The organism is Paenibacillus sp. KN14-4R (genome assembly GCF_052180255.1).
In the GTDB taxonomy this organism is placed as follows: domain Bacteria; phylum Bacillota; class Bacilli; order Paenibacillales; family NBRC-103111; genus Paenibacillus_AM.
In genome coordinates this window covers 201289-226100 of sequence record NZ_CP197466.1, presented here as the reverse complement: position 1 = coordinate 226100, position 24812 = coordinate 201289, and the positions used below count along the sequence as shown (strand labels likewise).

Annotated in this window: 19 protein-coding genes; 6 read left to right on the top strand and 13 right to left on the bottom strand. The window is 43.9% G+C overall.

All coding sequences use genetic code 11. The annotated features are described in order from the left end of the window. Positions 1-2 precede the first annotated feature (2 nt). Together ACSBOP_RS01055 and ACSBOP_RS01050 are read right to left on the bottom strand one after the other, a co-directional pair. Positions 3-719: an ABC transporter permease subunit gene (locus ACSBOP_RS01055; RefSeq protein ID WP_442602683.1), complete on the bottom strand. Its 717-nt coding sequence runs from the start codon at positions 717-719 to the stop codon at positions 3-5. Beyond that, positions 712-1734, bottom strand: a complete 1023-nt coding sequence (locus tag ACSBOP_RS01050) for an ABC transporter ATP-binding protein (RefSeq protein WP_442602682.1) — start codon at positions 1732-1734, stop codon at positions 712-714. Before ACSBOP_RS01050 ends, ACSBOP_RS01055 begins: the two co-directional genes overlap by 8 nt. A 234-nt stretch (positions 1735-1968) precedes the next feature. Between ACSBOP_RS01050 and ACSBOP_RS01045 the strand changes: the two genes are divergently transcribed. From ACSBOP_RS01045 to ACSBOP_RS01035, 3 genes are all read left to right on the top strand, one after another. Further along, positions 1969-2511, top strand: a complete 543-nt coding sequence (locus tag ACSBOP_RS01045) for a sigma-70 family RNA polymerase sigma factor (RefSeq protein ID WP_442602681.1) — start codon at positions 1969-1971, stop codon at positions 2509-2511. After that, positions 2504-3838, top strand: coding sequence for a DUF4179 domain-containing protein (locus ACSBOP_RS01040; RefSeq protein WP_442602680.1), 1335 nt, complete (start codon positions 2504-2506; stop codon positions 3836-3838). The genes ACSBOP_RS01045 and ACSBOP_RS01040 overlap by 8 nt, the downstream gene beginning before the upstream one ends. A 99-nt stretch (positions 3839-3937) precedes the next feature. Continuing rightward, on the top strand, positions 3938-4981 hold the full coding sequence (locus ACSBOP_RS01035; protein ID WP_442602679.1) for a BMP family lipoprotein: 1044 nt from the start codon (positions 3938-3940) through the stop codon (positions 4979-4981). Positions 4982-5056: 75 nt separating this feature from the next. Here the strand turns inward: ACSBOP_RS01035 and ACSBOP_RS01030 are convergent, their stop codons facing one another. The 6 genes from ACSBOP_RS01030 to ACSBOP_RS01005 all read right to left on the bottom strand — a co-directional run bounded on the left by ACSBOP_RS01030 (position 5057) and on the right by ACSBOP_RS01005 (position 14123). Next, positions 5057-5500 (bottom strand): hypothetical protein, encoded by a 444-nt coding sequence (locus ACSBOP_RS01030; RefSeq protein WP_442602678.1) that lies wholly within the window; start codon positions 5498-5500, stop codon positions 5057-5059. A 61-nt stretch (positions 5501-5561) separates the two neighbouring features. Then, positions 5562-6023 (bottom strand): hypothetical protein, encoded by a 462-nt coding sequence (locus ACSBOP_RS01025; protein ID WP_442602677.1) that lies wholly within the window; start codon positions 6021-6023, stop codon positions 5562-5564. Between the two features lie 146 nt (positions 6024-6169). Further along, positions 6170-7234 (bottom strand): acyl-CoA dehydrogenase, encoded by a 1065-nt coding sequence (locus ACSBOP_RS01020; protein WP_442602676.1) that lies wholly within the window; start codon positions 7232-7234, stop codon positions 6170-6172. Positions 7235-7280: 46 nt separating this feature from the next. Next, positions 7281-9032: a methyl-accepting chemotaxis protein gene (locus ACSBOP_RS01015; RefSeq protein WP_442602675.1), complete on the bottom strand. Its 1752-nt coding sequence runs from the start codon at positions 9030-9032 to the stop codon at positions 7281-7283. Positions 9033-9622: 590 nt separating this feature from the next. Continuing rightward, positions 9623-11374, bottom strand: coding sequence for a methyl-accepting chemotaxis protein (locus ACSBOP_RS01010; RefSeq protein WP_442602674.1), 1752 nt, complete (start codon positions 11372-11374; stop codon positions 9623-9625). 184 nt (positions 11375-11558) lie between these two features. After that, positions 11559-14123 carry a DUF3656 domain-containing U32 family peptidase gene (locus tag ACSBOP_RS01005; protein ID WP_442602673.1) on the bottom strand — a complete coding sequence of 855 codons (2565 nt, stop codon included), beginning with the start codon at positions 14121-14123 and terminating at the stop codon, positions 11559-11561. Positions 14124-14333: 210 nt separating this feature from the next. Here ACSBOP_RS01005 and ACSBOP_RS01000 point away from each other — a divergent pair, with 210 nt between their 5' ends. Both ACSBOP_RS01000 and ACSBOP_RS00995 read left to right on the top strand, forming a co-directional pair. Continuing rightward, positions 14334-15341: an oxidoreductase gene (locus ACSBOP_RS01000; protein ID WP_442602672.1), complete on the top strand. Its 1008-nt coding sequence runs from the start codon at positions 14334-14336 to the stop codon at positions 15339-15341. Positions 15342-15459: 118 nt separating this feature from the next. After that, positions 15460-16443 (top strand): polysaccharide deacetylase family protein, encoded by a 984-nt coding sequence (locus ACSBOP_RS00995; RefSeq protein ID WP_442602671.1) that lies wholly within the window; start codon positions 15460-15462, stop codon positions 16441-16443. A gap of 87 nt (positions 16444-16530) precedes the next feature. On the opposite strand, the gene ACSBOP_RS00990 is transcribed toward ACSBOP_RS00995, so the two are convergent. After that, positions 16531-16731 carry a DUF2759 family protein gene (locus tag ACSBOP_RS00990; RefSeq protein ID WP_442602670.1) on the bottom strand — a complete coding sequence of 67 codons (201 nt, stop codon included), beginning with the start codon at positions 16729-16731 and terminating at the stop codon, positions 16531-16533. Positions 16732-17034: 303 nt separating this feature from the next. Here ACSBOP_RS00990 and ACSBOP_RS00985 point away from each other — a divergent pair, with 303 nt between their 5' ends. Then, positions 17035-18648, top strand: a complete 1614-nt coding sequence (locus ACSBOP_RS00985) for a nitrite/sulfite reductase (protein ID WP_442602669.1) — start codon at positions 17035-17037, stop codon at positions 18646-18648. Positions 18649-18703: 55 nt separating this feature from the next. On the opposite strand, the gene ACSBOP_RS00980 is transcribed toward ACSBOP_RS00985, so the two are convergent. From ACSBOP_RS00980 to uvrB, 4 genes are all read right to left on the bottom strand, one after another. Then, a complete protein-coding gene (locus tag ACSBOP_RS00980; RefSeq protein WP_442602668.1) occupies positions 18704-19096 on the bottom strand; it encodes a hypothetical protein in 393 nt (130 codons plus the stop codon). After that, positions 19068-19748 (bottom strand): DUF3990 domain-containing protein, encoded by a 681-nt coding sequence (locus ACSBOP_RS00975; RefSeq protein WP_442602667.1) that lies wholly within the window; start codon positions 19746-19748, stop codon positions 19068-19070. Before ACSBOP_RS00975 ends, ACSBOP_RS00980 begins: the two co-directional genes overlap by 29 nt. A gap of 152 nt (positions 19749-19900) precedes the next feature. Continuing rightward, complete coding sequence (uvrA, locus tag ACSBOP_RS00970) at positions 19901-22789, bottom strand: excinuclease ABC subunit UvrA (RefSeq protein ID WP_442602666.1); 2889 nt, start codon at positions 22787-22789, stop codon at positions 19901-19903. A gap of 18 nt (positions 22790-22807) precedes the next feature. Continuing rightward, positions 22808-24805, bottom strand: a complete 1998-nt coding sequence (uvrB, locus tag ACSBOP_RS00965) for an excinuclease ABC subunit UvrB (protein WP_442602665.1) — start codon at positions 24803-24805, stop codon at positions 22808-22810. Between the last annotated feature and the right edge of the window lie 7 nt (positions 24806-24812).

The following is a 24812-nucleotide window of genomic DNA, read 5'->3' as shown; positions in this document are numbered from 1 at the left end:
CATTACCTCCACCGCTTTCTTTGAAGAACTTGAACGCTAAGCACAAGGAATACAATCGTTAATCCGATATAAAAGAAAATATCAGCCCCATGCAAAATACCTTTTTGCAAATTAATCGACCGTCCACTTATTGAAAATTGAACAATTATATCTTTGAGCTTACCTGTAAAGCTATTCCCGATGGCATCCATCACCCAGAATAGAAGCAAGATTACAAGCCCAATGATCCCACCAACCATCTGATTACTCGATAAAGAGGAAGCGAACAGACCAATTGCCATCATCGCTGCCCCAAGTAAAAAGACACTCAAATAGGAAAGCCACAATATAGGTTGATCGAGTGTCCCATATGCCGCCATGATCAAGGCATAAATAAAGGAGAACACAACAAGCGCACCATTCATGACTAATGCCGCTAAATACTTCCCAAGTACAATCTCTGTCAAGCTCGCCGGGGATGTTAAAAGCAGCTCATCTGTGCCCTGTCTAAATTCATCTGCCATTAACCGCATAGTGAGTAATGGAATGATGAACAAATAAATAAAGGCGGTATTCGATACAATGTAGCGCACATCAACAAGACTAGGCTGCATGCCTACAAAATTCATATAAAACATAACCCCAGACAAAAGTGCATAGAAGGCGAATGCAACATACGCCATAGGGGAATAAAAAAAGGTTTGTAATTCCTTACGGCAAATGGCCCAAGTCTTACGCATGCTTGTCCACCTCCTCTTCTTGCTGAAGAGCTGGATCACAATTTTCTTTTGTCACACTCAAATCGGCAGACGCTTGATCCAATCCATCATCCTCACGCGTAAGCTGCAAGAAGATTTCTTCAAGGGACAAGCTTTCACGCTTCATTTCCAAAATCGGATATCCTCCTTGTGCAAATCGATAAAATAAAGGCTCACGAATATCCGTTCCATCCTGTGATGCAAGGCGCAGCCTCACCGTATCCTCGCCATCTTGACGGATGGGTTCTGTGAGATAACCAATATCGCTGATCGCTTGTTCCACTTCGATTAGAGGTCCTTTGACCTGCATGGACACTTCAAACTTTTCGCCCATCTTCTGACCTAATTCTTCCGGCTTACCATCTAACACCATGCTGCCGTTATTAATGATAAGCACCCGATTACAGATCGCAGTTACTTCCGGTAAAATATGTGTGGAGAGAAGTACGGTATGGTTCTCCCCGAGCTCACGTATCAATTGACGAATTTCAATAATTTGCTTTGGATCAAGTCCTGAAGTCGGTTCATCTAACACGAGTAAATCCGGTTGATGCACAATGGCTTGGGCAAGCCCAAGACGCTGCTTGTATCCTTTTGAAAGAGAACGAATAACTTGTCTCTCACGACCTTGAAGACCAAGCCTGTCCACAACATCACCTATGCGTTCCTTCTGCGCCCGATACGGTACATCCCGCAGATCGGCTACAAATTTTAAGTAAGAATAAACCGTCATTTCTGGATAAAGCGGTGGTGTTTCAGGCAAGTAACCAATTTTACGTCGTACTTGCTTCGGCTGATCATGCATCGACACACCATCAATGCGTATGCTGCCTGACGTTGGATTCAAATACCCAGTGATCATCCGCATCGTTGTCGTCTTTCCAGCACCATTGGGCCCTAGAAAACCGACAATTTCACCTCTCTGCATGCCAAAATCGACACCCATGACCCCTCGGTCGTTCTCGTACCGTTTGCTGATCCCTTTAACTTCGAGCACACGGTTCCCCCCATTTCACACGATAATACTAATCAATATACCGTCCGTTCAATAAGAACACATTAAGCAAGGCTGAAACCTAGATTAAAAAAATGTGTCTAAAATGTGAACTGATTTCTAGCTTCATGAGAATTGTTTTTTTATTTCAGAAAACTGTTTAAGGTGATTGGCTGTCTAATAGACAGAAACGAACACTATTTATAAAAAAGGAATGAGATCCAAGGAGGTCGCCCAGTGGATGAACCAACAATAGCTGTTGTCGAACGAGCGTGCAGAAGGGATGATCTGGCATTCGCCGAGCTGATGGACAGTGTCAAAATGATGCTATACCGCATCGCTTATGTTCATTTAAAGAACGAGCATGACGCACTAGAGGTATTACAAGAGACGACTTACCGTGCTTATAAAGGGATTCGCAAGCTGCGAGAACCTCAGATGTTCCGAACATGGGTCACGCGTATCCTGCTTAATGTCTGCATGGATGAACTCAATCGTCGCAATCGTTCTTCTCTAAGTCAGCCTTTTCTTCAAGAAAATCTTTCAGTTGCAGCAAGCCTACAATTCGATCCACATCACACCATTGACTTACATATTGCAATTGATCGCCTAATTCCGCAATCGAAGCAGATTATTATTCTTAAATACTTAGAAGATTTGACAATTACTCAAATAGCGAAATTACTCGATTGTCCAGAAGGAACGATCAAAACTCATTTACACAAGGCACTAGTCGAACTACGCTCAATTATGGGAAAAGAGGGTGAATCCAATGTGTGAAACGCAGCAAGAACATGAGGTTTTTCGAGAAATTCGAAGTCAGTACAACCAGATTCCGATGCCGCCTGCTCTTGATCTTCATATTGAATTAGGGGTGAAACAAGCAAAAAAGCAACGAAAACTTTTCCATGCTCGGTTGTGGTCGGCCGCAGCTTGTACTCTGCTCGTTATTACATTTGTTACAACCGTGCGGATATCGTCTTCTTTCGCCGCATGGGTGACACAAATTCCTGGATTGGATGCAATTGTAAAAATGATCAACGGTGATAGAGGCTTAAGTCTCGCATTGGAAAATGATTTTATGCAGCCTATTGGATTGTCTGATGAACATGATGGGGTCAAAGTTACAGTGGACGGCATTATTGTGGATGAAGTACGTATGAATGTGTTCTATTCTGTAACTTTTCCAGAGGAAAGAATTAATGCCAATTTCCCCAATTGGCCGAATATAGCTTTTGAAGGTGATCCAAATAATCAGCCCGTAATGTTTAACTTCGGTGAATATAAAATAGATAAAGAAAATAGGAAGCAATTCCACAGCATACTCCAATTGGAATATAGCAAAAGCCCTGTGCCTTTCCCTAATCAAGTTGTATTTCATTTACCATTTAAGGATCGAGGCACCGAATGGACTATTCCATTTACGATCGACTCGTCCAAGTTCCTGGGATTAAAACATACATTTCCGATCCACCAAGCGATTTCTATAGATGATCAGAAGTTCACAATTGAAGAGGCAACGATGTATCCAACACGTCTGAAACTCGACATCAGTTGTGATCCTAACAATACGAAGCAAATCTTTGATCTACGCGATTTACGGATCGTAAATGAAAATGGTGAAGCGTTAAAAAATACAGGATCCATTGGTTATGGTGATCAAAAAACGTATCTTTTTGAGAGCAACTATTTCACCATGCCCAAACAATTATTTATAGAAGGGAGCTTAACTGCTGCGCTTGACCGCAATCAATTGGACCTTGTCATTGATCCGATCAAAAAGGAAATCATTAAACGTCCAGATGATCGCATTCGACTGCAGAAGTTCGTCCCTAATGGCGACAAGATTGATGTAGAGCTCGCCTTATCAAATATCAATGCAAAGCAAACAAATGTATTTCATGTGACTTCAGGCGGATTCGTTGAAACAACTGGTCAAAAAACAGAGATTGGATCTAAGAGTGCATACTCGGAGGGTAGTCACTCAAATGAGAAAATAATCAATGAATTCCAGATCCCTAATCGAGACTATAATGGCCCATTAACATTCAGAATTGAGTATTATCCTAAGTTCATCGAACAACCTTTCCGTGTGCAAATTAAATGAAGTGAATATTTTGAATAAAATGTATATAAATAGCACGGGTGTCTCATTTTAATAAATAGTGTATACTAATGAACGATTTGCATAAAAGGAGAGACATCAATGAACAAACAGACAAAAAAATGGATGGGACGTACAGGTATTGCAATGTTAATCTGCTCCGTCATTCTTACAGGCTGCGGCGGCAAAAAGAGTACAGAAACGTCACCCGCACCAGCAACTGGGGCTCCGAAGTCCGAAGCTAAAGTAGGTATGGTAACCAATGTCGGTGGCGTAAACGACAAATCTTTTAACCAAAGTGCATGGGCAGGCCTAACGACTCTTCAAAAAGAAACTGGAGCTTCTATTAAATACTTGGAGAGTAAGAGCAATGCAGACTACATTCCGAACTTAAGCCAGTTCGTAAAGGGTAAATACGATTTGACTTGGGGCATTGGACAAGCTCTAAGTGATGCGGTAAAAGAGACTGCACAGAAAAATCCAGATGCAAAGCTTGCGATGATCGATAACATCGTCGACTTGCCGAACGTTGAATCCGTTCTTTTTGCTGAACATGAAGGTTCATTCCTTGCTGGGGTTGTGGCAGGATCAATGACCAAGACGAATAAAGTGGGATTTATCGGTGGAATTGAGCTTCCTGTGATTAAGCGTTTCGAAGCCGGCTTTAAAGCTGGGGTTGCGGCTGCAAATCCAGAAGCAAAAATTACCACGAACTATACAGGTGCATTCGATAAACCAGACTTCGGTAAAGCAGCAGCGGCGAGCATGTACAATAGCGGCGTCGATATTATTTTCCACGCATCAAGCGAAACAGGTAACGGCATATTTAACGAAGCGAAAAACCGTATGAAGCAAGGTAAAACAGCATGGGTAATCGGTGTGGATATGGACCAATCCTTGGAGTTTGGTGATGATGTAACCTTAACTTCCATGGTGAAACGTGTAGACGATGCTGTTCTTCGCATTTCTAAAAATGTGATGGATGGTAAATTCCAAGGCGGAAAAGTAACAACACTCGGTCTGAAAGAAAACGGTGTTGGATTAGCTGAAACTTCCTCGAAGAACGTTCCTGCAGATGTCTTGAAAAAAGTAGAAGAATTCAAAGCTAAAATTATTAGTGGCGAAATTAAAGTTCCGACTTCCTAAGCCATTTTTGCACAAAAATAAGCCACCGTTGTACGCATCATGCGGCACAACGGTGGCCTTTTGTTGTAATTGGAGTCAGTTATACAAAAACTGATGCAATACCGTTTCAAGCCCGCCACTATACGTTTTCTTTGTAAAAGTAACGCGAACGTCATCTTTTCCTGCGATGATGAATTCAACCTCATTTAGGGAGCCTTCTACGACACGATACCGAAGGATTTGATCTTTTTCGATGAATTTCCCATTGATTTTCAGACCCGATTCACCTAGATAGGCTCTCGAGATATACTCTAACGCAGCTGTTATGAGTAAAAAGAGCATGAAAGAATATTGCCAGCCGTATTCAAAAATAGTAAAAAAGGTAACGAAATTTAGAAAAGAAATGATGACATCATACACGCCTTTTCTATATCCTTTCAGCAAAATATCTCCGACTTCTTTCTTGGCTTGATACGATTGGAAACATCTAAATAGCAGTATCACTGGACATGCAATTCCTATAAATATGAGAAGAGACATTATCATTCCTCATTTCCTAAACAACTAAACAAGATGAGATGCATGGGATAAATTCAAATATTTAACTTCCTGCAGTAGACGTGTCTCCATGCAAAAACTGATTTAACACCGTTTCGAGCCCGCTACTACTGGTTTTCTTCGTAAACTTTACCCGAAAATCGTCCTTCCCTCGTACTTGGAATTCGACCTCATTAACAGTACCTTCTATAATCCGATAATGAAGGATTTGATCTTTCGCAATAAACCTTCCATTAATTTTCAGTCCCGATTCTCCAAGATATACACCAGATATATATCCGGCCGCAATCATAATTAGACACCCGATTATAAGGTAACTCCATTCTCTCTCCGTAGACATGACCCAGATTAGAGGAAATGGATATATACCCAAAAAATAATATCCTCCATTACTACTTCCGCTTAATAAAATTTCTCCTGCCTTCTTCTTTCCTTGGTAAGCTTGGTAGCTTCGATACAGTAGAAATATGAATAATGCAAGGGCCATATAGGAGACCGTGGACATCGGAATTCCTCATTTCATAAAAAATGACAGGGAGTATAATACATCAAATTATATCATATTTTTCCATTTTAATAATAAAAAAGACCGTTCGATATCGAACGATCTTCAAGAAATTTTACTTGGAATGCTGTATAATCGGAAACCGTCTACTCGTACTCAATCAACATTGCATGCTGCGAAGCCGTATGCAAATCCCGCCAGATTCGGTTAATCAAGGTATCCTCCATTACCGCATGAATGCCTAAGTATGCAAAAATCGCCTCTGCACTTTGAACAGCCACTCTAACGACTCGCTTACATACCTTACTCACTTGCTCACAATACTCATCCGTCAGCGGCTCTCCGCTCACATGCTTATTCCATGAATCCTCAATATGCGAGTAGAAATCAGCAATTGCACTTGATAGCTTCTGCTCGACTTGATCGATCTGACCCATGACAAATGCATAACGGTTCGTATGTGCCCATTTATCCTCATGACGGCTTACGATTATTCGCGCTTCCTCAAGGAAATGTCTGCCAAGACCGATCGACACAGCGGCAAACGATCCTTCCGCGAACTGTTTGAATGGATATTGGAAAATCGACTCCTCATAATAAGGCTTGCTCATAATATCAAATGTCATATTTTCCGGTACAAAAGCATCCACAACTTCTATAGAATGACTGGATGTCGCACGAAGACCAAACGCCCGCCAGTCCGGTATAATCTTCACTTGATCAGGTAGGAACGTAAATGATCGCATGACCGGAGGTTCCACGGGATCAACGCTTGTCATCCAACTATTTGCTGTAAACAAAGTCGCATGTGTCGAGCCACTGCAAAATCTCCATTGGCCGTTCACGATGTAACCGCCATTGACCTTTATAGCCGTCCCAGATGGATGACCACTTCCAGCAACGACTGCTTCGGGACTTGAATATAACTGCCGAGATACATCTGGATTCATCGTTGCTGTGAAGAAGCCCCCACCTGCGCCGATTGTGATAAGCCAACCAAATGTACCATCAATCCATGATGCTTGCTCAAAAATACGAATGGCTTCTGGCATCGGTGTCATGGAGCCGCCCAAATCACGTGGAACAAACAGCTTAAACAGCCCCTGTTCATATATAACTTCCAAAACCTGCAGGGGCACAACACCCGTCTGGTCCATTTCTGATGAAAATGCTCGAATCGTACTCACGTCTTGTCCACTAAAAATCGTCATATCTACGCCTCCGAAATGCTTTTTAAATGCAGTTTCAAGTGATAGTTTAGGATTTCAGACGGAATCTACCGATCTCCTTCTCTAAATGAGACACCATTTCACGCAACAGTGTAGCCGAACTCGATATCTCTTCCATCATTGCCATCTGTTCCTCGGATGAAGCAGCAACGCTTTGTGAATTCATCGATGCACCACGAGCAATGGTCGACAATTCATCAAGGGAGGCTGCAACTTGCTCACTTCCTGCCGACATTTGTTCAGCCGCCGCAGACACTTCCTGGACCTGCTCATGAACACTGTGAAGAGATATAACGATATCGTCGAATGTTTTACCCGCCATGTTGACTGCTTCCTTCCCGGTTGTCACTTGCTCCATGCTCGCCTCCATCGCAGTTGATACCCGCTTCACATCACCAACAATAGAACCTAACAGATCCCCAATTTTCTCAGAGGAATCACGAGACAGCTCAGCTAGCTTCCGCACCTCATTCGCTACTACCGCAAATCCACGACCATGTTCCCCAACTCGCGATGCTTCAATTGCTGCGTTAAGTGCAAGAAGATTCGTCTGTTTGGATATATCTGAAATAATCGTTACGATACTTCCAATCTCTAAAGAACGACGATTTAAATCTTCCAAGATTCCTACCGATTCAGATACGGTGGAATGAATGAGCTCCATCTGAGACACCGAATGAATGATCACTTGATTACCACGTACTGCATCATCAGATACTTCCTTCGCATAGTCAGACAAGCGAGAAGAGGATTCGGCTATGCGCTGTGTTCCTAGTGCCATTTCTGACATAGCGATCTTGCTTTCCTCCGAGGCTTGCATCTGCATCTCTGATCCTGAAGCCACCTCTTGAATAGCCGATGCAATTTCGGTTGTCGCTTTTGTCGTTTGCTCCGAACTCATGAGAAGTGCATCCGAAGAAGTCGTGACTTGCTCAGAAGTTGTCTTCACATTCTGAACAAGACGACGGATACTTTCCATCATGCCGTTAAAATTACCCGCTAATCTACCTACTTCATCCTGACTCTTAATTGGAATATGTACCGAAAGATCACCTTCCGCAGCTAACATCGTAAGATCAGAAAGTTGACCAATTGGTCGGAGGATTTTACGCAGCAGTACGATCGTAACCCCGACAAATGCAGCAACAAGCGCCAGTCCCGTTAATGCCAAATTAAGCAATAAATCCCTCTGTTTGGTGTCAATGTCCGTATAATTGAAATCAACGCCGAAAATCGCTACTTTTTCACCTTTATCATTCTTAAGTTCACTTAGTACACTAATCCATTTCCCGTATTCATCTGTATAAGGCTTAGATAGGGCATACCCCTCTTTCGCCATATTATTAATTGCTTCCGCAAACACCCCTTCCTCCTCACTTACAGAGCCAGGTGACGTATTTGAATCATATAATTCCTTATTCGCTAGGATAAGTCTAACGCTCTTTTTATCCCCTTTTGATTCAACATCTGGCATATATAAATAACTGTTATGAATCTTTTCATTATTTTTCATACTATTTAATTGCGCCTGCAGCAGCTTAACATTTGGATCAGTTTGAAGACTATTGGTCGTACCCGCAATCAAAAGTTTCTTCACATTTTCAATCACAACAGACTCTTCCACCAATAAGTTATGCAACGTCCATTCCATATCCAACATTTGATCTCTCTTCTCTTCAATCGAACGATAATAGGATATTGTGGTTAATGCAGATCCAAGTAACAAAAACAATAAACAAATCACAATGATTGCCTTTAAAACTAAACTTCTCTTTTTCATAATTTCCCCTCATTCGTAAAAATTGTGTAAGATCTTTTAGTATGTGTTTTCAGTTTATTGCCTGAAACTTATGTACTATTTCGGTATTCCCCTTAAGAAAGTTTAGCTAGTTACGTTTGATTTGCTAAATATTATTTTCCAATCGGGTAGGAGAGGGTGTTGTTTCCGAGGGCTTTGGAGAGGACTGGGATTCGAGTTTCATTTCCCATCCCTTGATGTAAGCTCCTTTACTCTAGCTTTCATCTTTGCGATGGACTTCGGGTGAATTCTGATCCTTGTTTTCCCCTTCCATTTGTAAAAGGAGAATCCAACTATGGACACCCTTGCTATTGGCTAGTGGTTGGTAACTACAAACCCCTACAGTGGACTTTCACCACCTAGTTAATCGCCATGCGTGGCACACTAAAAAAAGACCGTTCGATATCGAACGATCTTCAAGAAATTCTACTTGGAATGCTGCATAACCGGAAAATGTCATTGATGCCTCCGTACGAATTAGCGGCTCATCTCCGATGTATGCCGTGTTATTCACTTCCTATAACTTATCATACACCTGTTAGCCTACTAAAATCGATGCTTAAGAAATCAACTTATGATTCGAGTCGGAATCTACCGATCTCCTTCTCTAAATGAGACACCATTTCACGTAGCAGTGTTGCCGAACTCGATATCTCTTCCATCATTGCCATCTGTTCCTCGGAGGAAGCAGCAACGCTTTGTGAATTCATCGATGCACCACGAGCAATGGTCGACAATTCATCAAGGGAGGCTGCAACTTGCTCACTTCCTGCCGACATTTGTTCAGCAGCCGCAGACACTTCCTGCACCTGCTCATGAACACTGTGAAGAGATATAACGATATCGTCGAAAGTTTTACCCGCCATGTTAACTGCTTTCTTCCCAGTTGTCACTTGCTCCATACTCGCTTCCATCGCAGTCGATACCCGCTTCACATCACCAACAATAGAACCTAACAGATCCCCAATTTTCTCAGAGGAATCACGAGATAGCTCAGCTAGCTTCCGCACCTCATTCGCAACTACTGCAAATCCACGACCATGTTCTCCAACTCGCGATGCTTCAATTGCTGCGTTAAGTGCAAGCAGATTCGTCTGTTTGGATATATCTGAAATAATCGTTACGATACTTCCAATCTCTAAAGAACGACGATTTAAATCTTCCAAGATTCCTACCGATTCAGATACTGAGGAGTGAATGAGCTCCATCTGCGACACCGAATGAATAATCACTTGATTACCACGTACTGCATCATCAGATACTTCCTTCGCATAGTCAGACAAGCGAGAGGAGGATTCGGCTATGCGTTGTGTACCGAGTGCCATTTCTGACATAGCGATCTTGCTTTCCTCCGAGGCTTGCATCTGCATCTCTGATCCTGAAGCCACCTCTTGAATAGCCGATGCAATTTCGGTTGTCGCTTTTGTCGTTTGCTCCGAGCTCATGAGAAGCGCATCCGAAGAAGTCGTGACTTGCTCAGAAGTTGTCTTCACATTCTGAACAAGACGACGGATACTTTCCATCATGGCGTTAAAATTACCCGCTAATCTACCTACTTCATCCTGACTCTTAATCGGGATATGTACCGAAAGATCACCTTCCGCAGCTAACATCGTAAGATCAGAAAGCTTACCAATTGGGCGAAGGATTTTGCGTAACAGTACGATCGTCACCCCGACAAATGCAGCAACAAGCGCCAGTCCCGTTAATGCCAAATTAAGCAATAAATCCCTCTGTTTGATCTCAATTTCCGTATAATTGAAATCAATGCCGAAAATCGCTACTTTTTCCCCCTTATCATTCTTAATTTCACTTAGTACACTAACCCATTTCCCGTCTTCATCTGTATAAGGCTTAGATAGGGCATACCCTTCCTTGCCCATACGATCAATTGCTTCCGCAAACACCCCTTCCTCCTCACTTACAGAGCCAGGTGACGTATTTGAATTATATAATTCCTTATTCGCTAGAATAAGTCTGGTGCTCTTTTTATCCCCTTTTATCTCAACTTCAGGCATTAATAAATAACTATAATGAATCTGTTTATTATTTTTCATACTATCTAATTGCCCCTGCAGCAGCTTAACATTGGGATCAGCCTGCAGACTATTCGTTGTACCCGCTTTCAAAAGTTTCTTCACATTTTCAATCGTATCAGACTCGCTCGTCAATAAGTTATGCAAAGTCCATTCCATATCTAGCATTTGCTTCTCCTGCTCATCAATTGAACGATAATAAGATATTGTCGTCAATGCAGATTCAAGTAACAAAAACAATAAACACATCACAATGATTGCCTTTACAACTAAGCTTCTCTTTTTCATAGTTTCCCCTCATTCGTGAGTATTCTGTACGATCTCTTCGGTTGTGTTTTCATTTTATTGCCTGAAACTTATGTACTATGTCGGTATTCCCCTTAAGAAAGTTTAGCTAGTTACGTTTGATTTGCTAAATATTATTTTTTAAACAAAAAAGCCGCCTGGGAAGCCCAGACGACTCATTTACATCTTATTCCATTGTATCCACGCGGCCCCACTTCACAAGCTGTCCTCGCGTAACGCCCAACTGATTAGTCGCCTTCAGCGACTTCCATACCTGATTACCTGTAATTTCACCAGCAATAGCACGAACATATAGATCAAGTACTTCACTCACTTTATCAGGCGTCTCCTCCAAAAATTCAACACGGTAAGAAGATACACCAAGCTCCATGAAGTAGTTGATATATTCCGCTCCAGATTGATCTACCGCATTATAGACCGTATTACGACAGCCTTCATCCACACGAACCGGGTGAGACATTCCAATGCGATCCTGCAAGGAAACACGCTGCTCTTCACAAGGACGCCCACAGTTTGTATAATCGGTACCTTCACTTAGGAACGTACAATATACGCAGTGCTCGGTATGGAACATCGGCATATGTTGGTGGATAACGACTTCCGCCTTCGCTGTCTCACAGCGCTGCAGCAAGTACACCATCTGTTGAATGTTAAGGTCATAGGACGGTGTGAACTTGGATAAGCCCGTCTGCAAGAATAACGAAGCCGTCTTATGGTTTGCCACATTCAGCGAGAAGTCTCCGATTAGTTCTGGCATCTTCACTTCAGGGTGCTCCGCACTATATTTCATAAAGTAGTACAGTGCACCTGTATTACGAACAAGTACTGCATCCGGCTTTAACTTCAAAATGTTATTGAAATACCCTGTTTCACCAGGCATATGAATACGTGGTGTTGCAAGGGCAATTCGCTTACCAGCAGCACGTGCAGCTTCTACCGCAGCAGGGAACTGCTTAATAAATTCGAAGTCTGCATAAACCAGATCAATATCTGCAGCAAGCGCGGCATGCACCTGATCGATGTTACGGCATAATGCTGTTAGTTTTGCAGCCGCACGATTATGCAGCAAGTTCGGTTGTTGTTCGGACTTCGCCGCATCGGCGTATACTTGATAAGGTTCGCTTCCATGAGAGTTCTTCACATACTCACGCGGCACCTGGCGTGCGTCCTCGAGCATTTCCACCGCAGTACGGCGCAATGCATTCAGCTCGCGCATTGGAACAATTAGATCACCTTCTAGCTCAGCATCCAAGCTTTCCAATTCATACACCGTACCGCCAAGGCGGCCTAACTGTTCCATAAACAATTCATCATTCATTGGACGCTTCTGTGCTGCTTCTAACATGAGCTCTGAGTCCACACTTACCGTATAGCCTGTCTCTATATCTGTCCACCACGTTTGAAGCGGCTCGCCCAGCTTACCACGCACTTTGATATGCACAGGCGAAATGCGGAATGGGCCACCACGTTCGAACGTCGCACGCAGACGCTTATCTAAGGCAGGATCATTCGTTTTCCAAACTTTATCACCCACGTGCACACGGTTTAGATTCACATTGTTACGTCCTGGTACAAGCTCCACGACACCGTCTTGTGCTTCTTCTTCGAGCTTTATGCCGTTGCGACGTACATCGTACACCCGTCCGCCTTCTTCTTTTTTCGTCGGATCCCCGGCATCGAATACGATACCATCGCCACGCTTAAGTGGTGCTTCAAGCTCCAATACGACTGCATCGTTCAAAATTTTGCTGACACGACCGAGGTACACACCTCGGCTTTTTGGGAATGTCCCATCGACAAGCTGCTTGTTATTCGTTCCTGTCAAAAATCCGTTCGTAAATCCGCGTGAGAAACTCTGCTGAAGCTCACGAACGTCTTCCTTAGATGGTCTTTCATCCGATCCTTCAAAATATAAATCAATCGCTTTGCGATATTTGCTTACAACGTTCGCTACGTATTCAGGTGTTTTCATCCGACCTTCAATTTTGAAGGAAGTCACACCTGCTTCGATTAGCTCCGGTACAAGTCCAACTGCTGCTAAATCTTTCGGTGACAACAAATATGTCACATCACCCATCGGTTGATGCACGCCATCGACCATAAGATCATAAGGCAAACGACAAGCTTGGGCACACTCCCCACGGTTCGCCGATCTGCCGCCCCACATCTCTGAAGTTAAGCATTGTCCCGAATAGGAAACGCATAGTGCCCCATGAACGAATACTTCCATCGGCAGACGCGCTTGATCACCGATCGCCTTGATCTGTTTCAAGTTGTTCTCCCGACCCAAGACGACTCGTTCGATATCCCAAGGTTTTGTAAATTCAACAGCCTCGGGCGACGTAATCGTCATTTGTGTGGAGCCATGAATCGGGAAGTCCGGTGAAAGCTCACGAATCATTTTGACAACACCTAGATCTTGAACAATAACGGCATCCACGCCCGCATCGATACAAGCTTCGATTAACTCCTGTGCATCTCTAAGTTCATCCTCAAATACAAGAATGTTGAACGTTAGAAAGCCCTTAACCCCATATAGATGTAAGAACGCCATGATTTCCGGCAGCTCGTCCATCTTAAAATTATTCGCGCGTGCGCGAGCATTGAATTTCTCTACTCCAAAAAAGACTGCATTCGCGCCATTGGCGACAGCAGCTCGCATACAATCCCAATCACCTGCAGGTGCAAGTAATTCAATATCATGTTTATTTATGGTCATTGCTTCAGACATTTGTTTTCGTTTCCTTTCGTTAAACCTTACTTGGCTAAATCTAGTATGTCCATTTTTTGCGGACACGCGATCATTGTCGATAAACACGACCTTCTCATTCTATCACAGACCAAGCATCCATATATGAAAATATAATTGGATTTTGTTATACTTTTTGTGAAGTATTTCACGTATTTACAACCATTAAAACCTAGAAGGGAAGATTGTCCAATGAACCAAACATTTCGCGCACTTGTCGTTGATAAAAATGATTCCGATATTTCACTAAACTTGAAAGATCTCCCCCTATCCGACCTGCCTGAAGGAGACGTCACGATTCGCGTCTTCTATTCTAGCATTAACTATAAAGATGGCCTTGCCGGTATCGCAGATGGCGGCATTATCCGCTCGTATCCGATGATTCCCGGCATCGATCTTGCCGGTATCGTAATCGACTCACGGGATAATCGCTTCTGCGAAGGCGACCCTGTGCTCGTCACCGGGTACGGCCTCGGTGTCTCCCACTTCGGCGGCTATGCCGAAGTGGCGCGTGTACCCGCTGGGTGGGTCGTTCCCCTCCCCAGCGGTTTAACGCTGCAGGAGGCGATGGTGCTAGGCACGGCGGGCTTCACCGCCGCGCTCTCTGTGCATCGCCTCCTGCAGCACGGCATCGCCCCCGAGAATGGCCCCGTCCTTGTGACGGGTGCCACCGGGGGCGTAGGCTCCGTAGCCATTGCCCTGCTCGCAGGGCTCGGCTACGAAGTCGCTGCCGTCACCGGCAAAGCCGCCGGGACGGCCCATGATTACTTGCGCGAACTTGGCGCGCAAGCGGTTATCCCGCGCGAAGAAATCGCGCGGCCGATTCCTGGCGCCCTTGCGCGTGAGCGCTGGGCTGCCGCGGTCGATCCCGTTGGCGGTGAAATCCTCGCCAACGTACTAAAGACGACGCGCTATGGCGGCGCCGTCGCGGCAAGCGGGCTCGCTGGCGGCGCCTCGCTCGCCAGCCTTGGCGTATATCCTTTTATCCTAAGAGGGGTATCCTTGCTTGGCATCGATTCCGTTCAATGCCCTTATCCACTCCGAGCCGAAATTTGGAAACAACTAGCAAGTAATTGGAAGCCTCATACCGCTCTCAAAACAATCGCCAACGAAGTTGCACTTGATGAGCTTTCCGCCCTGCTTACTCGGGTACTTTCGGGTCAAAAAATTGGTAGAAATATAGTGCGAATCTGCGATTGATATGATAAAATTTACTCACCAAATATTCTAAAAAATGGGTCTGTTCGTACAATTCGTTATATCCTAGAAATCATGATGACTGGTTCATAGACTCCATGGAGTAGGGGAGATGAGAAACTTGCGTAAACTAGTAGTACCCTTGCTGCTAACCATGATCATCACAATCGGGGTTGCTTGCCAGACAAAACAAACGGTATCCTCACCACCGCCAGTAGATATTAATCCGTCTACCTTGGCTACAAATGTTTCATTTAGTGAAACCATTAAGCAGAAGAGAAACAAACCTTTACGTAAAGTCCATTATCGTAACCAGGCGATTGTCTTGATGTACCACGAAATCAAAGATTCCGGCCAACCATTTGCGTTGTCATCCGCCGATTTCGAAAGTCATCTAAAGATGCTTTACGAACAAGGATATAACATCATTCCAATTGAACAATTCGAGGATTTCATCACAAAGAAAAAACCGATTCCCGATAACGCTGTCGTTCTTACATTTGATGATGGGTATGAAGACTTTTATCAGAATGCCTATCCAATCTTGCAGAAATATAACACAACAGCGACCAATTTCGTTATTGTAAAGTCAACGGATATCTACAATCCTAAAATTATCCCCCATCTCACATGGAATCAAATTCGAGAAATGCGAAGTAGAGGATTGAGCTTCTACAGTCACACTTACGATCATCACCATAAAATCGACATCGACACGATCGGAACAAAGTTTGGTGCTCTTGCAAGTCCCGCATACAAACGTGATCTCAAACGGCTCGAGACAAGAGAAGAATATCGTTCACGTATTAAAGCCGATTTATCGAAAGCAGAAGAGCTTTTAGCCAAAGAAGTTGGAAATAAGCGATCCATTCTCGCTTTTCCCTATGGCGAATATAGTGAGGATACCATCTCAATCGGTAAGGAACTCGGAATTAAGCTATTTTGTACGGTTGACGAAGGTATTAATAAGACCGGATCTACACTAATCACACGTATTAATGCAGGTGTCCCACATTTATCAGCCAAACAATTGCAACTCAAAATGAAAAAGTATGACGATAAAACTTCAACCAGCACTTATAAATTTTCTCCCCTTGGCATTTAGCCACGGGGATTTTTCATTTTAGTCACAAAAAAACCCTTAGGAGAAGTTCCCAAGGGTTTTCGTATGTTACTTGCTTATTTATGTAGCTTACCAGCCTTTAATCATAATAACATCCATGAACCCGAATACTAGCAAGCTAACGAACGCAAAGCCGATTGCAAACTTGTTTTTCTTAGGTTCCATTACTAATCGAATAAAACCCAAAGCAATAAGCACTGTCAAAACAAGTACGAATGGATCAAAGTAGCTGAATGTACTTTTGACCGCCTCTTCTGCTGCTAAAAACATTGGTAATTCCTCCCCTTCATCAATGCAACCACATACTTTTCCAGCTTTTAACCCTATGTTATCTTGATATTTCCATGGATGCAATACATTTATACATGGTGTAACAAGTTTGTCACGATTATTCGCACTTTTCACACTAGATTTATAACTTTTTTTATATCCTTTCATTAAGAAATCCTTATGCCTATTTTTTGAAAAATCAATTTACGGAGGAATGAGCGGTATGTTAGTATGTGGGTAGCATATTCTTACTATTTCTATCGGAATTTATAAATTTGGTCATTGCTGGAGGAGGAATTACAGATGGGTGAAACCCCAATCTGGGCGCAAGATACGTCCAAGTTAAATAAAATGGAGTTCGTGAAGCTTGAAAAGGATGGCCTTGATGTCATTCGCACCATTATTGAGAAATATGCACTTGAGGGCTATGCCTCTATCCCTGAGGACGATTTAAACCGTTTTAAGTGGGCTGGGGTTTATGAACAAAAACCCAAAGGTAACGGATACTTCATGATGCGTGTACGTATTAATTCTGGTATTATGACGACTGCTCAAGTCCGTGCTCTTGCAGCCATTGCACAAGACTATGGCCGTAACTTAGTGGATGTGACGACTCGCCAAGCGATTCAATTCCACTGGCTGACAGTCGAACAGCTGCCTGACATTTTCAAACGATTAGAAGAGGTTGGCTTGTATTCCTACGAAGCATGCGGCGATTGCCCGCGGACGATTGTTGGTAACCCCCTAGCTGGTATTGATCCCGATGAATTACTCGATACGACAGCGATTGTCGAAGAGGTGAATGACTTCTTCTTGCTAAATCGTGATTTTTCAAACCTCCCGCGTAAATATAAAATGTCGATTTCCTCCAGCACATTTAACTCTGCACATGCCGAAATTAACTGTTTGGCTTATACGCCTGCTATTAAAGTGATCGATGGCGTGGACACGCTCGGTTTCCATGTATGGGTAGGCGGCGGTTTGTCAGCAAAACCCCATCTCGCGAAGCAGCTTGATCTGTTCGTTCGTCCGGAAGAAGTCCTCAAAGTCGCAGTCGGTGTTACAACGATTTTCCGTGATTATGGCTACCGAGAGAAACGCCACCATGCACGGCTCAAATTTCTAGTAGCTGATTGGGGTCCTGAGAAATTCCTTGAGAAATTGATCGAATTAATAGGTGACATGCCAGCACGTGGTGAAGATAAGACAGAAGGCTGGAAAGCCGCCTATTTTGACGGGGTACATCCCCAATTGCAGGAAGGCCTATCCTATATTGGGCTCAATGTCCCAGTAGGACGTCTAAGTGGAACAGAGTTTATCGAGCTAGCTCGCATCGCTGATGCGTATGGTCAAGGCGTCATTCGTACCACGATGTCGCAAAATATTATTTTGTCCGATATCCCGAATGATCGGGTTGAAGAGGCCCTGCGTGAACCTGTATTAGAGCGTTTAACACCGTTTCCGAAGCATTTTATGAGTCGTACGGTTTCATGCACGGGCAATGAATTTTGTAACCTTGCAGTTGTCGAGACGAAGGTTCGCGCTGTAAAGGTAGCAGAATACTTGGATGAGCACGTAGAGTTAGATGAGGAAGTTCGCATTCACTTCGTGGGCTGTCCGAATGCATGTGGTCAGAAGCATATTGCAGATATTGGCCTGCAAGGCGCACTCGTCAAAACACCAGAAGGTATGGTCGATGCGTTCGACATTGCTGTTGGTGGTATCCTGGGTCCTGATGCTCAGTTCAACCAAGTGCTTAAGGGTCGTGTAATCGGCGATCAGGTAGGACCTGTACTTGCGAAGTTGATTCTTTTCTATAAAGACAATCGCAGTGAGGAAGAAACTTTCAATCAATTTTACACACGTGTAGGTGCTGCAGCGTTCCAAGAGCAATTGACACAAATCTTAGCCTCTTAAATCTACAAATAAAGCCACTTTCAGCGAAAGATCGCAGAAGTGGCTTTTCATTATTTTACGACAATGCGCGCTTGCTCTTCGTTTCTGCAACAGGCGCATTCCCAGCTAATGCGCTAAGCTCTGCTTTGTTGCGAACACGCGTTGTACGGGTCACTTTACGGGATTTACTCGTGCGCTTTACTGGTTTAGCTGGTGTATAGGCCGTCTCCCCATACTTAGCTGCTGACGCCTCAATATGGTTCAGCCAATCTTCCACTCGTACTCCCTGTTCTGCCGCCCGCATATATCGCTGCGCTAACACACGTGCACTCTCATGTCGATCATCTATCCTGCGTATCACCGGCAAATACGTTTGAATAATACGCTTCGCTTTTGCTTCATCGCAATGATGATCAATTAACGCCTGACGTATCGTTTCTTCAAATGGTGTCAGCTTCCGATGTGCCATATTCGATCCACTCCTTCCGCTTGCCATCATATTGAAAAAAAGACTCCAACGTGAGGGCGTCATTTATTGCTTCATCGCAAAAAGCTAACTGGTTACCCAGCTCCATTGCATCCAATCTTCTATGATCAGTATATTCACGAGTCATCTGTTGGTAAAACCAATTATATTTATTATTAATTTGTAATTCATTTTTAGCAAATTCAGCTCGAACGATATCGATTTTATTATCTGCCATTGGGCCAATGATAAGCGCAGGATGTGCCTTACCACATGGATCATTCCCCGCTTCATCACAATCATACCGATGATCGACAATAAAACGAATCCATTCTTCATTAGATTCTCCCACAAACACAAGCCCCATCATTTCAGGCGGAAGCAATGTGGTATCGATCAGAATTTTAACGACACAACCTACTGCACCGATCTGGTACATCTCTTGCCGTATCGCCCACTCCGCAGCTTGACGGAAACTTATTGTTGTATAAAAGGCTGCTCCAAAATCACGATCCGTCTTTCGCCAGTACTGCTGATTGAGCAGCTTGCTGCGCATCGCGGGCAGAACGCCGCTTGTTGTACCATGATAAACGTATTTAGGTAAAAGTAATTGTCCGCCAATAGACGATTCAAACGAGCGATGACCATAATTCACGTTTCTCCACCTCTAAATCAATTATAGCAGATTATGTAAAATGAGTCTTGGATCTTCATCCGAAATACAAAAGAGCTGCCCCATAGGTAAATACCAAATGAGACAACTCTTTTTTCATGCTAATGAGAAGATATTTGTTCAATCACATCCACTTATTGTGCCGATGCACCTGCAAGCTCAGCAGTCTGCTTATGCAGTGCCACAGTCCGCTCGTAATCACGCTCTAAGATTGGAGCCAAGTAATATCCTGTATAGGAACCTTCTACTCGAACAACATCTTCAGGTGTGCCTGTAGCTACAATCGAACCTCCACGGGTGCCGCCTTCAGGGCCAAGATCAATAATATAGTCAGCTGTTTTGATGACATCCAAGTTATGTTCGATGACAAGCACACTATCTCCATTCTCGACAAGACGATGCAATACAACAAGCAAGCGATCAATATCGTCAATGTGTAGACCTGTCGTTGGCTCATCTAGAATATAGATGGTCTTGCCAGTTGAACGACGATATAACTCAGCCGCCAATTTCACACGTTGTGCTTCCCCGCCAGAGAGCGTCGTTGCGGGTTGACCTAACTTCATGTAACCCAAACCTACATCAAGTAAAGTGGATACCTTACGATGGATCCGTGGAATGTTTTTGAAAAATTCACAGCTATCTTCAATCGTCATATCCAAAATATCCGAGATACCTTTACCTTTATATTTCACTTCCAGTGTCTCACGGTTGTATCGCTTACCCTTACACACTTCACAAGGTACATATACGTCAGGGAGAAAGTGCATCTCAATCTTGATAATGCCATCGCCTCGACATGACTCACAACGGCCACCCTTGACGTTAAAAGAGAATCTACCCTTCTTGTATCCCCGAATCTTCGCTTCGTTCGTCGAAGCAAACACATCCCGAATATCATCAAATACGCCTGTATACGTAGCTGGATTGGAGCGTGGTGTACGGCCAATCGGTGATTGGTCAATGTCGATCACTTTATCCACATGCTCAAGTCCTAAGATTTCCTTGTACTGTCCAGGTCGCGTCTTCGCACCATTAAGCTCTTGTGCAAGTGTTTTATATAAAATTTCATTAATGAGTGTACTTTTACCTGAGCCTGATACACCCGTCACACAAGTAAATACACCTAAAGGCACTTTCATGGATACGTTACGCAAATTGTTCTCTTTCGCGCCTTTCACTTCGATCCATTTGCCACTCGGTTTACGACGTTCGAGTGGTACAGGAATGAATCTGCGTCCGCTCAAATAAAGCCCTGTTAAGGAATCTGGATTCTCCATAACTTCGCTCGGTGTCCCTTGTGCAACAACATGCCCACCATGTATACCTGCACCAGGTCCAATATCAATAATATAGTCCGCAGCCATCATGGTATCTTCGTCGTGTTCGACAACGATCAAGGTGTTGCCCAGATCACGCATATGCTCCAAGGTCTGAATGAGTCTTGCGTTATCACGCTGATGAAGTCCAATACTCGGCTCATCCAGAATATATAGAACACCCATCAAAGAAGAACCGATCTGTGTCGCCAAGCGAATACGCTGCGCTTCGCCCCCAGAAAGTGTTCCAGCAGCACGATGCAAAGTTAAATAATCAAGACCCACATTGACTAGGAAACCAAGTCTCGCACGAATCTCTTTGAGGATCAAGTTAGCAATCGTAGCTTCTTTCTCTGTCAGATCTAGTTTCTCAAACCACGCTTGCGCTTCGCCGATCGAAAGGGATGTCGCATGCGCAATATTACTTCCATTAATCGTTACGGCAAGTGTCTCTGGCTTCAAACGCTGCCCTTTACACTTCGGACAACTCTTCGAGCTCATGTAATTCGACTGAATATGCTCTCGCATCGCTTCGGAATACGATTCCCGGTGACGACGTTCTAGATTACGGATAATTCCCTCAAAAGGAACGAGGGCTTCCTTGGATGCACCCATGTCATTTTCATAGCGAAAACGAATCTTTTCCCCACCGGTACCATAAAGAAGAACTTTAATCTGATCTTCCGATATATCCCTTACCGGTATACTCTTATCTATCCCATAATGCTCACAAACAGCAGCAAGGAACTGTGGATAATAGTTCGAAGTTGCCCCTGCCCAAGCTTCGAATGCACCATCCGCAATCGATTTGGTGTAATCCGTTATCAGTAAATCTGGATCGACGATCATTTGTTGTCCTAATCCATCACACTCTGTACAAGCGCCAAACGGTGAGTTGAAAGAGAACATACGAGGTGCAAGTTCTTCAATGGAAAACCCACAAACCGGACACGCTAAATTTTGCGAGAACATGAGTTCTTCCTTTTCCATGACATCGACGAGAACTTGACCTCCAGATAATTTAAGCGCAGTTTCCAAAGAATCCGCCACTCTTGACGCGATATCTGGCTTCACAACGATCCGATCGACGACGACTTCAATCGTATGCTTTTTATTCTTTTCAAGTTCAATCTTCTCCGAAACATCCATGATTTCACCGTTTACACGGACCCGAACAAAACCCTGCTTTTGAATATCTGCGAACAGCTTCGTATGTTCGCCTTTACGTCCTGAGATAAGCGGCGCTAAGATTTGCATCTTCGTCCGTTCTGGGTACTCCATAATCCGATCCACCATTTGTTCCACAGATTGGGAAGTAATTGCAATACCATGCGTAGGGCAATGCGGACGACCAATTCTTGCAAAGAGCAAGCGAAGGTAATCATAAATCTCTGTTACTGTACCAACTGTCGAACGGGGATTACGACTTGTTGTCTTCTGATCGATGGAGATCGCAGGAGACAATCCATCAATCGAATCAACGTCTGGCTTGTCCATTTGCCCGAGGAACTGACGCGCATAGGCGGACAAAGATTCCACATACCGTCGTTGTCCCTCTGCATAAATCGTATCGAATGCCAGTGATGATTTACCCGAACCACTGAGTCCTGTTAGGACAACAAATTTATCACGCGGAATCGTGACATCTATATTTTTTAAGTTATGCGCTCGCGCGCCTTTGACGACAATCTGATCTTTTGCCAATGTAGCTACGCCCCTCTCCTAGCCCTCTGCTTTTAATTCTAATAATGCATCACGCAGCTGAGCTGCACGTTCGAACTGCAAATTACGTGCTGCATCTTTCATCTCAGCTTCTAACCGCTCGATCACAGCTTTGCGATCCTTCTTCGATAACTTTTGATTCTTCACTTCGGTTACATATTCAGTCTTCGATTCCGCGACCTTCGTCGCTTCAATCACATCATGAACTTTTTTCGCGATTGTCTGCGGTGTAATGCCATGCTTCTCATTATGCGCCTGCTGGATGGTCCGTCTACGCTCGGTTTCTTGGATCGCTTTGTCCATCGAATCCGTCACTTTATCTCCATACATGATGACTCGCCCGCCCGCATTACGCGCCGCACGTCCCATAGTCTGAATCAATGAGCGCTCCGAACGGAGAAAACCTTCCTTATCTGCATCCAAGATTGCCACAAGCGATACCTCAGGTAAATCCAACCCTTCTCTTAACAGGTTAATCCCGACTAGCACATCAAATACACCCAGACGTAAATCTCGTAATATTTGCAAACGTTCAAGTGTCTTAATATCGGAGTGTAAGTAACGAACTTTAATACCGACTTCCTTGAGGTAATCTGTTAAATCTTCAGACATTTTCTTCGTCAACGTCGTCACAAGTACGCGCTCATCCTTCTTGATTCGATCATGAATTTCGCCAAGCAAATCATCAATTTGACCTTTTGTTGGACGAATTTCAACAATTGGATCAAGCAAACCTGTAGGACGAATAATTTGTTGAACCATTTCCGGGCAATGCTCCATCTCATAAGGACCAGGCGTTGCAGATATGCACACCAATTGACTGACTTTCTCTTCAAATTCCTCGAAGCGAAGGGGTCTGTTATCCAGTGCGGATGGCAAACGGAAACCGTGTTCTACTAACATTTCTTTACGTGCACGGTCGCCATTATACATCGCCCTAATCTGCGGCAATGTCACGTGCGATTCATCGATCATGACTAACCAGTCTTTTGGAAAATAATCGAGCAGCGTATATGGCGTTGCGCCGCGCTCACGGAATGTTAAAGGCCCTGAATAATTCTCAATACCCGAACAGAATCCGATTTCCTGCATCATTTCAATATCATAACGTGTGCGCTGTTCAAGACGCTGAGCTTCGAGCAGTTTCCCGTTATCTCGAAGCTCTTGTAGACGATCTTCCAGCTCTTTTTCAATATTGACTAATGCTTTTTTCATCGATTCTTCATCCGTCACAAAGTGAGACGCAGGGAAGATTGCAATGTAATCCTTCTCCCCCAGAATTTCACCCGTTAATACATCAATCTCCGTAATGCGTTCAATCTCATCTCCGAACATTTCCACACGAATGGCGTGCTCACTGTGCGATGCGGGGAAAATCTCAATGACATCGCCGCGAACACGGAATGTTCCACGAACGAAATTCAGATCATTACGTGCATATTGAATATCCACAAGTTTATGCAAAATGTCATTACGCGACCGCTCTTCGCCAACTCGCAACGACAAAAGCAAAGAACCGTACGATTCAGGAGAACCCAAACCATAAATACAGGATACAGACGCTACGATAATAACATCCTTCCGTTCAAACAAGGACGCTGTAGCGGAGTGGCGCAGTTGGTCGATTTCTTCATTTATACTTGAATCCTTCTCAATGTAAGTGTCTGAGGAAGGAATGTAAGCTTCCGGTTGGAAGTAATCGTAATACGAAACGAAATAGGATACAGCATTCTCCGGGAAAAATTCTTGGAACTCCGAACACAGCTGCGCAGCTAATGTTTTATTATGTGCAATGACTAGTGTGGGTCGATTTAACTTCGCAATGACCTGTGCAGCGGTAAACGTCTTGCCTGTGCCTGTCGCTCCAAGAAGTGTCTGATACTTCTTACCCGCTTGAACCCCTTGCACTAACTCCTTGATGGCTTGCGGCTGATCCCCTTGCGGTGAAAAATCGGATACCAGCTTAAACGGCTTTTGGCTTAACGTAGATTCACTCATCGAATTC

Coding starts and splice junctions, on each gene's coding strand:
- ACSBOP_RS01000 (WP_442602672.1), top strand. CDS start 14,334: ATGAACCAAACATTTCGCGCACTTGTCGTTGATAAAAATGATTCCGAT.
- ACSBOP_RS01005 (WP_442602673.1), bottom strand. CDS start 14,123: ATGTCTGAAGCAATGACCATAAATAAACATGATATTGAATTACTTGCA.
- ACSBOP_RS01025 (WP_442602677.1), bottom strand. CDS start 6,023: ATGTCCACGGTCTCCTATATGGCCCTTGCATTATTCATATTTCTACTG.
- ACSBOP_RS01015 (WP_442602675.1), bottom strand. CDS start 9,032: ATGAAAAAGAGAAGTTTAGTTTTAAAGGCAATCATTGTGATTTGTTTA.
- ACSBOP_RS01035 (WP_442602679.1), top strand. CDS start 3,938: ATGAACAAACAGACAAAAAAATGGATGGGACGTACAGGTATTGCAATG.
- uvrB (WP_442602665.1), bottom strand. CDS start 24,805: ATGAGTGAATCTACGTTAAGCCAAAAGCCGTTTAAGCTGGTATCCGAT.
- ACSBOP_RS00990 (WP_442602670.1), bottom strand. CDS start 16,731: ATGTTTTTAGCAGCAGAAGAGGCGGTCAAAAGTACATTCAGCTACTTT.
- ACSBOP_RS01010 (WP_442602674.1), bottom strand. CDS start 11,374: ATGAAAAAGAGAAGCTTAGTTGTAAAGGCAATCATTGTGATGTGTTTA.
- ACSBOP_RS01030 (WP_442602678.1), bottom strand. CDS start 5,500: ATGTCTCTTCTCATATTTATAGGAATTGCATGTCCAGTGATACTGCTA.
- ACSBOP_RS00980 (WP_442602668.1), bottom strand. CDS start 19,096: ATGGCACATCGGAAGCTGACACCATTTGAAGAAACGATACGTCAGGCG.
- ACSBOP_RS01040 (WP_442602680.1), top strand. CDS start 2,504: ATGTGTGAAACGCAGCAAGAACATGAGGTTTTTCGAGAAATTCGAAGT.
- ACSBOP_RS01055 (WP_442602683.1), bottom strand. CDS start 719: ATGCGTAAGACTTGGGCCATTTGCCGTAAGGAATTACAAACCTTTTTT.
- ACSBOP_RS00985 (WP_442602669.1), top strand. CDS start 17,035: ATGGGTGAAACCCCAATCTGGGCGCAAGATACGTCCAAGTTAAATAAA.
- ACSBOP_RS01020 (WP_442602676.1), bottom strand. CDS start 7,234: ATGACGATTTTTAGTGGACAAGACGTGAGTACGATTCGAGCATTTTCA.